Source organism: Streptomyces sp. NPDC053541 (assembly GCF_044544705.1).
Lineage (GTDB): Bacteria > Actinomycetota > Actinomycetes > Streptomycetales > Streptomycetaceae > Streptomyces.
The window spans coordinates 166543-180065 of record NZ_JBITXM010000001.1 but is presented as its reverse complement, the minus strand read 5'-3'; the positions used below and the strand labels follow the sequence as shown (position 1 = coordinate 180065).

The window sequence follows — 13523 nt, the reverse complement described above, 5'->3', positions numbered from 1 at the left end:
CCTCCTGGTCCGGTGACCTCACCCCACCATCCGCACCGCCAGCACCACGATCAGGGTGCTGGAGGCGAGCGTCGTGGTCAGGCGGCCGCGGGGGCCGGTGAGGGTGCGGCCGAGGAGGGTGCCGCCCGTGGTGAGGAGGAGTTGCCAGCTCGCGGAGGCGAGGAGGGCGGCGAGGACGAAGGCGGTGCGTTCGGGGACGGTCGCCGGGGCCGCCGGGCCCGTGGCGAGGATCAGGGCGGCGAAGTAGATCACCGTCATCGGGTTGAGGATCGTGATGCCCAGGAAGGTGAGGTAGGCGCGGGCCGGGCCGGGGCCGGGGGCGCCGTCGTCGCGGGAGGCGAGCGCGCCCGCGCGGTGGGCGCGGACGGCCGTCCAGGCGGCGCGGACGGCGAGGGCCACCAGGAGCACGGCGGAGGCCCACCGCAGCGGGGTCATCACGGACGTGAGCAGGGGGACGAGGACCGAGCCGCCGGCCACCGCGAGGAGCGCGTAGGCGCCGTCCGCGGTGGCGACGCCGAGCGCGGCCGCGGCGCCGGTGCGCCAGCCCGTACGGGCGGTGACGGCGACGAGGTGGGCGCCGACCGCGCCGACGGGGATCGCGATGCCGTAGCCGGCCAGCAGGCCGGCCACCGCCGCGGCGATCACGCGACGGGTGGGGTCGCGCCTCCGGGGGTGCCGGGCTGCTGCTGTCGGCGCGTGACGGCGACGACGACGGGGGCAGCGGCGAGGAAGGGAGTGGTGGTCATGAGCCGTAGGGTGGCGCCGCCTCCCGCCGCCGCGCAATCGGTTTACGCGGCGGCGGGAGGGGTCCTGCGGCCCCCGGCGGCCACGGGGGCCGGGCGCGCTACCGGCCCAGCCGGTACCTGATCTTCTTGACCAGCTCCTTCAGCTCCGGCGCCCGCAGCAGCCCGTAGTGGTCCGCGTCCAGCTCCACCACCGTCGGCGGGCGCTCGGACCAGCCCGTGGTGCCGTCCAGGAAGGAGTAGTCGTCGCCGCGCGCCTTGAACACGGTCACCGGGCAGGTCACCTTCCGCTCGGTCAACTCGCGGAAGGTGTAGGTGAATTCGAAGGTCTTCTCGACGATCGCGATGATCCGGGCGATCAGCTCGGGGTCGAGCGCGGGGAAGCGCTCCGCCACGTGCGCCGCGAAGGACTCCGCGTCCCGCGCCGGCACCTCTCCCAGCGCGCCCGCGAACACCGACCACAGGATCTGGGTGAAGCCCGGGTTGGCGTAGGACGCCCCGCCGGCCGCCGACTCGGCCCGCACCTTCGGCGAGCCCGGCGCGATCAGGAACAGGTGCTCGACCTGTTCGCCGGCCGCCTCCAGGAGGTGCGCCGACTCGAAGGCGACGCGCGCGCCGAAGGAGTAGCCCCACAGGGTGTACGGGCCGGACGGCTGGCGGCGCCGGATCGCGGCCACGTCCGCCTCGGCCATCTCGCGGATGGTCCCGTAGGGCTCCTCGCCGCGGTTGATGCCGTGCGCCTGCACCCCGTAGAAGGGGCGGTCGATGCCGACCTCCTCCGCGAGGAAGCGCAGGTTCATCGTGTAGCCGCCGAGGCCCGGCCAGCAGAAGACCGGGGACTGGGCGCCGTCCGCGTGCAGCCGGACGAGGCGCGAGGCGGGGGTCGCGGCGGCGCCGTCCACGCGGTGGGCCAGCTTCTCGATGGTGGGGCACTCGAAGAGGATCTGGAGCGGCAGCGTCGACGCGCCGAACTCCTTGTTGATCCGGGTGATGAGCGCGACCGCGATCAGCGAGTTGCCGCCGGACTCGAAGAAGTCGTCCTGGACGGAGACCGCGTCGACCTCCTCGTACTTGAGCGCCGCCGCCCAGATCTCCGCGAGCCGCTGCTCGGTGCGGGTGCGCGGCCGGACGTGCGGGCGGCCGTGCAGACCGGCGTTGACCACGGCCAGCTCGCCCAGCGCCTTGGTGTCGACCTTGCCGTTGGCGGACAGCGGCAACCGGTCGAGGACGACGACCCGGTTGGGGATCATGTAGTCGGGCAGGTGCCGGACCAGGTCGTCGCGGATCATCTCCGCGGGGCCCTTCATGTGGACGGTGTCCTCGTACATGCCCTCGCCGAGCCGCTGTTCCTCGCTGATCCGGCCGCCGACGAAGAAGTACGAGGGGCCGCCGGGCCGGCCGGCGGCGGCCAGGATCTCGTCCATGCGGCGCGCGGCGGGCAGCGGGTGGCCGGAGGCGGAGCTGTAGCCGGAGGACATGAAGCCGAGGCCGTGGACGTCCGGGCCGAGCTGGAGCCGCTGGAGGGCCCGGCCGAGGTCGATGTACGCGCGCCAGGGCACGTCGGTGCGGGCGATGACGGTGACGCCGAGCGAGGCCCGCTCGTACACGGCCTGGTTGATCGCGATGACGTGCTTCTTCTCGACCAGGCCGGTGCCGACGGGGACGAGTCCGCCGTCCTCGTAGGCGTACTGCCCGGCCGGCAGGTCGGCGATCCGGTCCGGGTGCGCCTGCACGTACAGGTCGACGTCCGGTCCGCAGGCCGACTCCTCGTCGTACGGGACGAGTTCGAAGAGGCCCAGGTCGGTGCGGTCGGCGGGGTCGCCGCCGCGCACGGGGCGGATGCCGAGGCCGAGCGGCGGCAGGATCTCCTCGAAGAGGCCGACCATGTGGCCGGTCTCGATCTCCAGGACCTCGCGGATGTTGTTCTTGTAGACCGGCTCGATGGCCTCCCAGGTGCCGCGGAAGGAGAAGCGGACCAGCGGCTCCCCCTCGTCGCTGCCGGGCTCCAGGAGGTACAGCTGGTGGTGGACCGGGTGGTAGTAGTACGCGCCGGGCTCCAGGCCGGCGATGCCGCGCAGCTCCACGTGGAGGCGGGTCGCGTACAGCGCGCCCGGTGAGGCGTAGCCGTACTTGGGCAGCAGGCGTTCCTCGCTGTGGAACTGCCCGAACCAGCGCAGGATCTCGCCGAGGTCGGCGGCGGTGAGGCTGCCGACGGCGCGCGAGCCGATGGCCTCGGGGCGGCGGGCGAGGGCGGCGAGGACGTCGGCGCGGGTGACGGGGCCGCCGTCGTAGAAGCGGTAGGTCTTGCGGGCGAAGACGTTGCGGCGGGTGCGCGCGCTCGGGGTGCGGCCGGGCAGTTCGACGACGGGGCGGCCGGCGAGGGCGGTGGGGCCGAGGGTGCCGGCGTTGGACAGCTGGGCCTTGACCTGGAGCTTGGACTCCTTGGACTGGTGGTGGGCGCCGTGGTTGCCCTGGTCCATCAGGGCGGCTTCCTTGGGGGACAGCTCGACGCAGGCGACCAGGTTCTGGAAGCCGGTGCGGGGCTCGTTCTTGACGATGACGGCGGCGTTCTTCACCCAGTCGTGGTTCTCGATGGCGAGGGCGATCTCGTCGAGCTCGACGCGGAAGCCGCGGAGTTTGATCTGGTTGTCGGCGCGGCCGGCGAACTGCACGGTGCCGTCCTCGTTGAGGGTCGCCAGGTCGCCGGTGCGGTAGAGGCGTTCGCCCTCGTCGGTGACGATGAACTTCTCGGCGGTGAGCTCGGGCCGGTCCAGGTACCCCCGCGCCACCTGGACGCCGCCGATGCACAGTTCGCCCTCGCGTATCCGGAAGACGGTCTCGTGGGCGGGTCTGCCGATCGGGATCGCGGCCGGTCCGGCGGCGACGGTGGCCCGGTCGACGGTGTGCGAGGAGGCGTTGATGGTGCACTCGGTGGGTCCGTAGAGGTTGATCAGGTCGGCGTCCGGGAGTTCGCCGAGGACCTGCACGGCGAGGTTGCGGGAGAGGACCTCGCCGCCGGAGTAGACCCGGCGCAGGCTGGTGCAGGTGCCGAGGCGCTCGGTGTCGACGAGGGCCTGGAGGAGGGTCGGCACGCACTGGAGCATGGTGGCGCCGTGCCGTCGCACGGTGTCGATCAGGGCCTCGGGGTCGCGGTAGACGCCGGGCGGGCCCATGGCGACGCGGGCGCCGACGGCCGGGGCGAGGATCTCCCACTGGGCGGCGTCGAAGCTCATGGGGGTCTTCTGGACGACGGTCTCGCCGGGGCCGAGGCGGTGCTCGGAGCCCATCCACTCCATCTGGGAGACGATCGAGCGGTGCTCGACCATCACGCCCTTGGGCCGGCCGGTGGAGCCGGAGGTGTAGATGACGTACGCGAGCTGGTGCGGGTCCACCTCGGGTTCTGCGACGGGCCGTTCGTCCCCGGCGGTGCGCCAGGCGTGCCGGACGGCGTCCTTGAGGGTGACGACGGTGGTGTCCGGCGGGGCGAGCTCGGTGACGCGCTCGCGTAAGCGTTCCTGGGTGAGGACGATCCGGGCGCCGCTGTCCTCGATCATGTAGCGCAGCCGCTCCTCCGGGTACTCCGGGGAGAGCGGCACGTAGGCGCCGCCGGACAGCACCACACCCCACGTACCGATCACCAGTTCGAGCGAGGGTTCGACGTGGACGCCGACGCGCTGGTCGGCGGTGACCCCCAGCGTGCGCAGGTAGCCGCCGAGGACGGCGGCGCCCTCGTGCAGCTCGCGGAAGGAGAGCGTGTCGTCCTCGAAGACGACGGCGGTGTCGTCGGGCCGCGCGTGCGCCTGGGCGCGCAGCAGCCGGTCGAGCGTGGACATAGGGGTTCCTCTTCGTGAGTGAAAGGGGCGGGCCCCGGTCCGTGGGACCGGGGCCCGCCGCCCTCAGCGGTAGATGAGAAGTTCCTGCTCCGTCGCGCCCGTCAGTTCGTAGCGCGTTCTGACCAGCGGGCGCCCCGAGTAGATGCGGATCAACGTGGCGGCGTCGCCGTGGAAGCGGGCCGGTGCGCGGCCCTCGACGGCGTTGCCGAGGTCGACCTCGGTCGCCCGGTCGGCGAGGACGCCGACCAGGCGCGGGGTCTCCCGCTTGCGGCTCGTGACGGACAGCAGCGGCAGGGCGAGGTCGAGGGCCTCGCCGCAGTAGGCGCCGGGCTCGCCGAACGCCTCCCGTACGTCCCCGGCGTGCACCCACTCGCCGAGGGCGACCGCGTCGAGCCGGCCGTCCTCCCGTGCGGCGATGACGGGGCCGGCCTCGGTGAGGCCGCGCTCCAGCTCGTCGAGGATCCGGCCGAGCGGCCAGTCCTCCCGCTCGGCCACGTCGCAGGCGTTGGCCTCGGGCAGGAACACGCCCTCCTCCAGGCGCCCCTCGACGATCCGGACGAGCGCGGCGCCGCAGTGCGCGAGCACCTGGCGGGCGGTCCAGCCGGGGCAGGCGGTGCGGTTGGCGAAGGCCTCCTCGGGCGTGCGCCGCAGGAGCGGCATCAGCAGGTCCCGCTCCGTCCGCAGGAGCCGGTCCGGGAGCCACGGGTCCCGCGGGGTTTCCTCACGACATTCGCTGCACACGTCCGGCCTCAGTAGCGGTAGTGGTCCGGCTTGTACGGGCCGTCGACGGGGACGCCGATGTAGTCGGCCTGCTCCGGGCGGAGGGTCGTCAGCTTGACGCCGAGGGCGTCGAGGTGGAGGCGGGCGACCTTCTCGTCCAGGTGCTTGGGCAGCGTGTAGACGCCGGTGGGGTAGTCGGCGGTCTTGGTGAAGAGCTCGATCTGGGCCAGGGTCTGGTCCGCGAACGAGTTCGACATCACGAAGGACGGGTGACCGGTCGCGTTGCCCAGGTTCAGCAGACGCCCCTCCGACAGCACGATCAGCACCTTGCCGTCCGGGAACGTCCACGTGTGGACCTGCGGCTTGACCTCGTCCTTCACGATGCCCGGAATCTTCGCCAGACCGGCCATGTCGATCTCGTTGTCGAAGTGCCCGATGTTCCCGACGATGGCCTGGTGCTTCATCCGGGCCATGTCCGAGGCCATGATGATGTCCTTGTTGCCCGTCGTCGTGATGAAGATGTCGGCGGTCTCCACGACCTCGTCCAGGGTCGTCACCTGGTAACCGTCCATCGCCGCCTGCAGCGCGCAGATCGGATCGATCTCCGTCACGATCACCCGGGCACCCTGGCCCCGCAGCGACTCGGCGGAACCCTTGCCGACGTCACCGTAACCACACACGACGGCCGTCTTGCCGCCGATCAGGACGTCGGTGGCCCGGTTGATGCCGTCGATCAGCGAGTGACGGCAGCCGTACTTGTTGTCGAACTTCGACTTCGTCACGGCGTCGTTCACGTTGATCGCCGGGAACAGCAGGCTGCCCTCGCGGTGCATCTCGTAGAGGCGGTGGACGCCCGTCGTGGTCTCCTCGGTCACACCGCGGATGCCGGCGGCCAGCGAGGCCCAGTCGATCTCCGACCTCCCGAGCAGCTCCAGGACGATGCGGAACTCCTCGTTGTCGGCGGTCGACGGGTCCGGCACCGCGCCCGCCTTCTGGTACTCCACACCCTTGTGGACGAGGAGGGTGGCGTCACCGCCGTCGTCCAGGATCATGTTCGGGCCCAGCCCGCCCGGCCAGGTCAGCGCCTGCTCGGTGCACCACCAGTACTCCTCCAGGGTCTCGCCCTTCCAGGCGAAGACCGGGATGCCGGCGGCGGCGATCGCCGCGGCGGCGTGGTCCTGGGTCGAGTAGATGTTGCAGGACACCCAGCGCACCTCGGCGCCGAGCGCGACCAGGGTCTCGATGAGGACGGCGGTCTGCACGGTCATGTGCAGGGAGCCGGTGATGCGGGCGCCGGCCAGCGGCTGAGCGGCGGCGTACTCGCGGCGGATGGACATCAGGCCCGGCATCTCGTGCTCGGCCAGGGTGATCTCCTTGCGGCCGAACTCCGCCAGACCGATGTCGGCGACCTTGAAGTCCGTGAAACCGGTGAACTCGGTGGACTCAGACACGTGCCAGGCTCCTTGAGGCTTGAATCGTTCGGTGGATTTCGAGGGCCGCGGTGCTCTTGTTGAGCGTGATGTAGTGCAGGCCGGGCGCCCCTTCGTCGAGCAGCCGCAGGCCCATCGCCGTCGCGTGCTCCACGCCGATCCGGTACGCGGCGGCCGGGTCGTCCTTGGCCGCCTCCAGGCGGTGCGCCAGGTCCTCGGGGAAGGCGGCGTCCGACAGCTCGGCGAAGCGGCGGATCTGGCGCACGTCGGTGGCCGGCATGATCTCCGGGATGATCGGGGTGTCGCAGCCGGCCGCCGCGACCCGGTCGCGCAGCCGCAGGTAGTCCTCCGGGTCGAAGAACATCTGCGTGATCGCGTAGTCCGCGCCCGCCCGGCACTTGGCGACGAAGTGCGCGAGATCGCTGGCGGCGTCCGGGGAGCGCGGGTGCCCCTCGGGGAAGGCCGCGACCCCGATGCGGAACTCGCCGAGCGAGCGGACCAGTTCGACCAGTTCGCGGGCGTGGGTGAAGCCCTGCGGGTGCGGGGTCCACTCGCCGCGCGGGTCGCCGGGCGGGTCGCCGCGCAGCACGAGGACGTCCCGGACGCCGGCGTCCGCGTAGGCGCCGATGATCGCCCGGAGCTCGGCCACCGAGTGCCCGACGGCGGTGAGGTGGGCGACCGGCCGCAGCGTCGTCTCCGTCACGATGCGCTTGGTGACGTCGATCGTGCGGTCCCGGGAGGAGCCGCCGGCGCCGTACGTCACCGAGACGAAGTCCGGGCGCAGCGCCTCGACCCGCCGGATGGCGTCCCACAGGGTCCGCTCGCCCTTGTCGGTCTTCGGCGGGAAGAACTCGAAGGAGAAGGTGGGGGGAGTCGGGTTCACAGGCGTCGGCCTCCCGCGTTGAAGTAGGTCGCCTCCGGGTGGTGGACGACGAAGGCGTCGGTCGACTGCTCGGGGTGCAGCTGGTACTCCTCCGACAGCTCCACGCCGATCCGCCCGGGGTCGAGCAGAGCCGCGATCTTGGCCCGGTCCTCCAGGTCGGGGCAGGCGGGGTAGCCGAGCGAGTAGCGGCAGCCCTGGTACTCGGTGCGCAGCATCCCCGCGAGGTCCGCCGGCTCCGAGGCGCCCGCGATGCCCCACTCGGCGCGCACCCGGGCGTGCCAGTACTCGGCCAGGGCCTCCGCCAGTTGCACGGACAGGCCGTGGAGTTCGAGGTAGTCGCGGTAGGCGTCCTCGGCGAAGAGCCTGGCGGTCGCCTCCCCGATCCGGGATCCGACGGTGACGACCTGGAGGGCGACGACGTCGACCTCGCCCGACTCCTCGGCGCGGAAGTAGTCGGCGAGACAGAGCCGCCGGCCGCGCTCCTGGCGGGGGAAGGTGAAGCGGGTGCGCTCGCTGCCGTCCTCGTCGAGGATGATCAGGTCGTCGCCCTTGGACACGCAGGGGAAGTAGCCGTGGACGACGGCCGCCTCCAGGAGCCGGTCGGTCTGCAGCCGGTCCAGCCAGCCGCGCAGCCGCGCCCGGCCCTCCGATTCGATGAGCTCCTTGTCCTTGAGCCCCCACTGGCCCTTGAACAGGGCGCCCTCGTCCAGCCAGGACGCGTACTCGGCGAGCTGGATGCCCTTGACGACCCGCGTGCCGAGGAAGGGCGGTTCCGGTACGGGGTTGTCGGTGGCGACGTCGGAACGCCCGGCCGGCTCCGGCTCGCGCACCTCCACCACGGCCGGGGCCTCGCGCTTGGGCACCCGCCGCTGCTTCAGCTCGGGCAGGCTCGCGCCCGGCACCCCGCGCTTGACCGCCATCAGGGCGTCCATCAGGCGCAGGCCCTCGAAGGCGTCGCGGGCGTAGCGCACCTCGCCCTCGTACAGCTCGTGGAGGTCCTGCTCGACGTAGGCGCGGGTGAGGGCGGCGCCGCCGAGGATCACCGGGAAGCGTCCGGCCAGGCCGCGGCCGTTCAGCTCCTCCAGGTTCTCCTTCATGATCACGGTCGACTTGACCAGGAGACCGGACATGCCGATGACGTCGGCGGAGTGTTCCTCGGCGGCTTCCAGGATCGCGGAGACCGGCTGCTTGATGCCGAGGTTGACCACGTTGTAGCCGTTGTTGGAGAGGATGATGTCGACGAGGTTCTTGCCGATGTCGTGGACGTCGCCGCGCACGGTGGCGAGCACGATCGTGCCCTTGCCCTCGGCGCCCTCCACCTTCTCCATGTGCGGTTCGAGGTAGGCCACCGCGGTCTTCATGACCTCGGCCGACTGGAGCACGAACGGCAGCTGCATCTGCCCCGAGCCGAACAGCTCGCCGACCGTCTTCATGCCGTCGAGCAGGACCTCGTTGACGATCTCCAGGGCGGGGCGCCCGGCGAGCGCCGCGTCCAGGTCGGCCTCCAGACCGTTCTTCTCGCCGTCGACGATCCGCCGCTTCAGGCGCTCCTCCAGCGGCAGCGCGGCCAGCTCCTCGGCCTTGCCGGCCTTCAGCGACTTCGCCGTCGCGCCCTCGAAGAGCTCGAGGAGGCGCTGCAGCGGGTCGTAGCCCTCCCGCCGCCGGTCGTAGATGAGGTCGAGCGCGACCTCGACCTGCTCCGGCTCCAACCGCGCGATCGGCAGGATCTTCGAGGCGTGCACGATCGCCGAGTCCAGGCCCGCCTTCACGCACTCGTCCAGGAAGACCGAGTTGAGGACGATCCGGGCGGCCGGGTTGAGGCCGAAGGAGATGTTGGACAGGCCGAGCGTGGTCTGCACGTCCGGGTGGCGCCGCTTGAGCTCGCGGATCGCCTCGATCGTGGCGATGCCGTCGCCCCGGGACTCCTCCTGGCCGGTGCAGATGGTGAAGGTGAGGGTGTCGATGAGGATGTCCGACTCGCGGATCCCCCAGTTCCCCGTCAGGTCCGCGATCAGCCGCTCGGCGATCTCGACCTTCTTCTCCGCCGTCCGCGCCTGCCCCTCCTCGTCGATCGTCAGCGCCATCAGCGCCGCGCCGTGCTCCCGCGCCAACGCCGTGACCTGCGCGAACCGCGACTCGGGCCCGTCACCGTCCTCGTAGTTGACCGAGTTGAGCACCGCCCGGCCGCCCAGCTTCTCCAGACCGGCCCGCAGCACCCCCACCTCGGTGGAGTCGAGCACGATCGGCAGCGTGGACGCGGTCGCGAAGCGCCCGGCCAGCTCCGCCATGTCGGCGGCGCCGTCCCGGCCGACGTAGTCCACGCACAGGTCGAGCATGTGCGCGCCCTCGCGGATCTGGTCCCGCGCCATCTCCACGCAGTCGTCCCAGCGGCCCTCCAGCATGGCCTCACGGAACTTCTTCGACCCGTTCGCGTTCGTCCGCTCACCGATCGCCAGGTACGAGGTGTCCTGGCGGAACGGCACGTGGCTGTAGAGCGAGGAGGCGCCCGGCTCGACGACCGGCGTCCTGGCCGGCACGGCCGCGCCGCGCACCCGGTCCACGATCTCCCGCAGGTGCTCGGGCGTGGTGCCGCAGCAGCCGCCCACCAGGGCGGGGCCGTAGTCCCGGACGAACGCCTCCTGCGCGTCGGCGAGTTCGGCCGGGGTGAGCGGGTAGTGGGCGCCGTCGGCGGTGAGCACCGGCAGGCCGGCGTTCGGCATCACGGACACCGGGATCCGGGCGTGCCGGGACAGGTGCCGCAGGTGCTCGGCCATCTCGGCCGGGCCGGTGGCGCAGTTCAGGCCGATCATGTCGATGCCGAGCGGCTCCAGGGCCGTCAGCGCGGCCCCGATCTCGGAGCCGAGCAGCATGGTGCCCGTCGTCTCGACGGTCACCTGCACGATCAGCGGCAGGTCCAGGCCGGCGTCCGCCAGGGCGCGGCGGGCGCCGATGACGGCCGCCTTCGTCTGGAGAAGGTCCTGCGAGGTCTCGACGAGCAGCGCGTCGGCGCCGCCCTCGATCAGGCCCGCCGCGTTCTGCCGGTAGGCGTCGCGCAGCGGCTCGTACGTGACGTGCCCGAGGGTCGGCAGCTTGGTGCCGGGGCCCATGGAGCCGAGCACCCAGCGGGGCCGCCCGTCGGCCGCGGTGTGGGCGTCGGCGGACTCGCGGGCGATCCGGGCGCCGGCCTCCGACAGCTCGCGGACGCGCTGCTCGATGCCGTACTCGGCGAGGGCCGCGAGGTTGGCGCCGAAGGTGTTGGTCTCGACGCAGTCGACGCCGACGGAGAAGTAGGCGTCGTGGACCGAGCGGACGATGTCCGGCCGGGTCACGTTGAGGATCTCGTTGCAGCCCTCCAGGTTCCGGAAGTCGTCGAGGCTCGGGTCGGCGGCCTGGAGCATGGTGCCCATGGCGCCGTCCGCGACCACGACCCGGGTGGCGAACTCCTCGCGCAGCGACGGTCGGCCGCGGCTCATGTCAGCCCCCTCAGGTGGTTGAGCAGTTCTGCGGTGCAGCCCACGCCGTAGGTGGTCCTGATCCGGTCCAGGAGCGGATCGCGGTGCAGCTTGTACTCCTGGGTGCCGACGTAGTCGAGGACGGTCGAGGCGACCGCGCAGCCCAGCTGGGCCGCGCACCGCTCGGGCACGCCCCACAGCGTCCCGGCGAGGAAGCCGGCCCGGAAGGCGTCGCCGACGCCGGTGGGGTCGACCACGGCCGCGACCGGCACCGCCGGCACGGCGAGCGGGGCCCGGCCCTCGCCCCGGATGCGGACGCCGGCCTCGCCGTGGGTGGTGACCCAGGTGCCGACGCCCTTGAGCACCCGCGCCTCGGTCCAGCCGGTCTTCTCCAGGAGCAGGGCCGTCTCGTACTCGTTGGTGAACAGGAAGCGCGCCCCGTCGACCAGTTCGCGCACCTGGTCGCCGTCGAGGCGGGCCAGCTGCTGGGACGGGTCGGCGGCGAAGGGCACCCCGAGCTCGCGGCAGGTGCGCGAGTGCCTCAGCATGGCCTCGGGGTCGTCCGGGGAGACCAGCACCAGGTCGAGGCGCCCGGTGCGGGCGAGGACGTCCCGCAGGTCGATCTCGCGGGCCTCGGCCATCGCCCCGGCGTAGAAGGTGGCGATCTGGTTCTGGGCCCGGTCGGTGGTGCAGACGAACCGGGCGGTGTGGAGCGACCCGCTGACGCGCACCGAGTCGGTGTCCACACCGTGGTCCTTCAGCCAGATCCGGTACGGCTCGAAGTCGGCGCCGACCGCGCCCACGAGGACGGGGCGCAGGCCGAGCACGCCGAGTCCGAAGGCGATGTTCGCTGCCACTCCGCCGCGCCTGACCTCCAGGTTGTCGGCGAGGAACGACAGGGAGACCTTGTCGAGCCGGTCGGCGATCAGCTGCTCGCTGAACCAGCCGGGGAAGGTCATCAGATGGTCGGTCGCGATGGATCCCGTGACAGCGACGCGCATGGGTCAGACCCCCGCGGCCTTCTTGAGGGCCTCGGCCCGGTCGGTGCGCTCCCAGGTGAACTCCGGCAGCTCGCGGCCGAAGTGCCCGTAGGCGGCGGTGGCCGCGTAGATGGGGCGCTTGAGGTCCAGGTCGCGGATGATCGCGGCCGGCCGCAGGTCGAAGACCTCGCTGACGGCCTCCTGGATCCGCTCGTCCGGCAGGGTGCCCGTGCCGAAGGTCTCCACGAAGAGGCCGACCGGCTCGGCCTTGCCGATGGCGTACGCGACCTGGACCTCGCAGCGCCGGGCGAGCCCCGCGGCGACGACGTTCTTCGCGACCCAGCGCATCGCGTACGCGGCCGAACGGTCCACCTTCGACGGGTCCTTGCCGGAGAAGGCGCCGCCGCCGTGCCGGGCCATGCCGCCGTACGTGTCGATGATGATCTTCCGGCCGGTGAGGCCGGCGTCGCCCATCGGGCCGCCGATCTCGAAGCGCCCGGTCGGGTTGACCAGCAGCCGGTAGCCGTCGGACTCCAGGGTCACCCCCTCCTCGACGAGCTGCTTGAGGACGTGCTCGACGACGTGCTCGCGGACGTCCGGGGTCAGCAGGCCCTCGACGGAGATGTCGGCGGCGTGCTGCGAGGACACGACGACGGTGTCGAGCCGGACCGGCCGGTCGCCGTCGTACTCGATGGTCACCTGCGTCTTGCCGTCCGGGCGCAGGTACGGCACGGTGCCGTCCTTGCGGACCTCGGTCAGGCGGCGGGAGAGCCGGTGCGCCAGCGCGATCGGCAGCGGCATCAGCTCGGCCGTGTCGTCACAGGCGTAGCCGAACATCAGGCCCTGGTCGCCGGCGCCCTGGGCGGCCAGCTCGTCCTCGGCGCCCTCGACGCGGGCCTCGTGCGCGGTGTCCACGCCCTGCGCGATGTCCGGGGACTGCGCGCCGATGGACACCGACACGCCACAGGAGGCGCCGTCGAAGCCCTTCGCGGAGGAGTCGTAGCCGATGTCGAGGACCGCGTCGCGGACCAGCTGGGCTATCGGCGCGTACGCGGCCGTGGTGACCTCGCCGGCGATGTGCACCTGGCCGGTGGTGATCAGGGTCTCGACGGCGACCCGGGACTGCGGGTCCTGGGCGAGCAGGGCGTCCAGGATGGTGTCGCTGATCCGGTCGGCGATCTTGTCGGGGTGGCCCTCGGTGACCGACTCCGAGGTGAACAGGCGGCGGCTCATGCCTCCACCGCCGTCTTGAAGAAGTGCTGCTCGATGGCGGCGAGGGTGCGGATGGAGTCGACCTCCAGGGTCTCCATCTGGATCGCGGTGCCGCTCTCCTGCTCCAGCAGGAAGACGAACTCGACGAAGGACAGCGAGTCGATGAGCCGGTTCTCGATCAGGTCGAGGTCGGGGGCGATGTCCTCGCGCTCCGGGTGACGCTCGAGGATCCAGCTCTTCACCGTCTGCAGGCCGTCGGCCATGATGCTT

Annotated in this window: 9 protein-coding genes; all 9 read right to left on the bottom strand. The window is 72.0% G+C overall.

Annotated elements, in window-relative coordinates; genetic code table 11:
- Nucleotides 1-18: 18 nt before the first annotated feature.
- The 9 genes from ACIGW2_RS00940 to ACIGW2_RS00900 all read right to left on the bottom strand — a co-directional run bounded on the left by ACIGW2_RS00940 (nt 19) and on the right by ACIGW2_RS00900 (nt 13516).
- Nucleotides 19-645 (bottom strand): LysE family transporter, encoded by a 627-nt coding sequence (locus tag ACIGW2_RS00940; RefSeq protein WP_391652789.1) that lies wholly within the window; start codon nt 643-645, stop codon nt 19-21.
- A 199-nt stretch (nt 646-844) separates the two neighbouring features.
- A complete protein-coding gene (locus tag ACIGW2_RS00935) occupies nt 845-4576 on the bottom strand; it encodes an amino acid adenylation domain-containing protein (RefSeq protein ID WP_399840448.1) in 3732 nt (1243 codons plus the stop codon).
- A 63-nt stretch (nt 4577-4639) separates the two neighbouring features.
- A complete protein-coding gene (locus tag ACIGW2_RS00930; RefSeq protein ID WP_391652791.1) occupies nt 4640-5236 on the bottom strand; it encodes a maleylpyruvate isomerase family mycothiol-dependent enzyme in 597 nt (198 codons plus the stop codon).
- Between the two features lie 89 nt (nt 5237-5325).
- On the bottom strand, nt 5326-6747 hold the full coding sequence (gene ahcY / locus ACIGW2_RS00925) for an adenosylhomocysteinase (protein ID WP_399840446.1): 1422 nt from the start codon (nt 6745-6747) through the stop codon (nt 5326-5328).
- Nucleotides 6740-7609, bottom strand: a complete 870-nt coding sequence (metF, locus tag ACIGW2_RS00920; RefSeq protein WP_399840445.1) for a methylenetetrahydrofolate reductase [NAD(P)H] — start codon at nt 7607-7609, stop codon at nt 6740-6742. The genes ahcY and metF overlap by 8 nt, the downstream gene beginning before the upstream one ends.
- A complete protein-coding gene (gene metH, locus ACIGW2_RS00915) occupies nt 7606-11082 on the bottom strand; it encodes a methionine synthase (protein WP_399840443.1) in 3477 nt (1158 codons plus the stop codon). The genes metF and metH overlap by 4 nt, the downstream gene beginning before the upstream one ends.
- Entirely contained in the window at nt 11079-12062 is a 984-nt protein-coding gene (locus ACIGW2_RS00910) for a carbohydrate kinase family protein (protein WP_391652795.1), read from the bottom strand. Before ACIGW2_RS00910 ends, metH begins: the two co-directional genes overlap by 4 nt.
- A 3-nt stretch (nt 12063-12065) precedes the next feature.
- Nucleotides 12066-13274: a methionine adenosyltransferase gene (metK, locus tag ACIGW2_RS00905; RefSeq protein WP_361587312.1), complete on the bottom strand. Its 1209-nt coding sequence runs from the start codon at nt 13272-13274 to the stop codon at nt 12066-12068.
- Nucleotides 13271-13516 carry an acyl carrier protein gene (locus ACIGW2_RS00900; protein WP_356061338.1) on the bottom strand — a complete coding sequence of 82 codons (246 nt, stop codon included), beginning with the start codon at nt 13514-13516 and terminating at the stop codon, nt 13271-13273. Before ACIGW2_RS00900 ends, metK begins: the two co-directional genes overlap by 4 nt.
- Between the last annotated feature and the right edge of the window lie 7 nt (nt 13517-13523).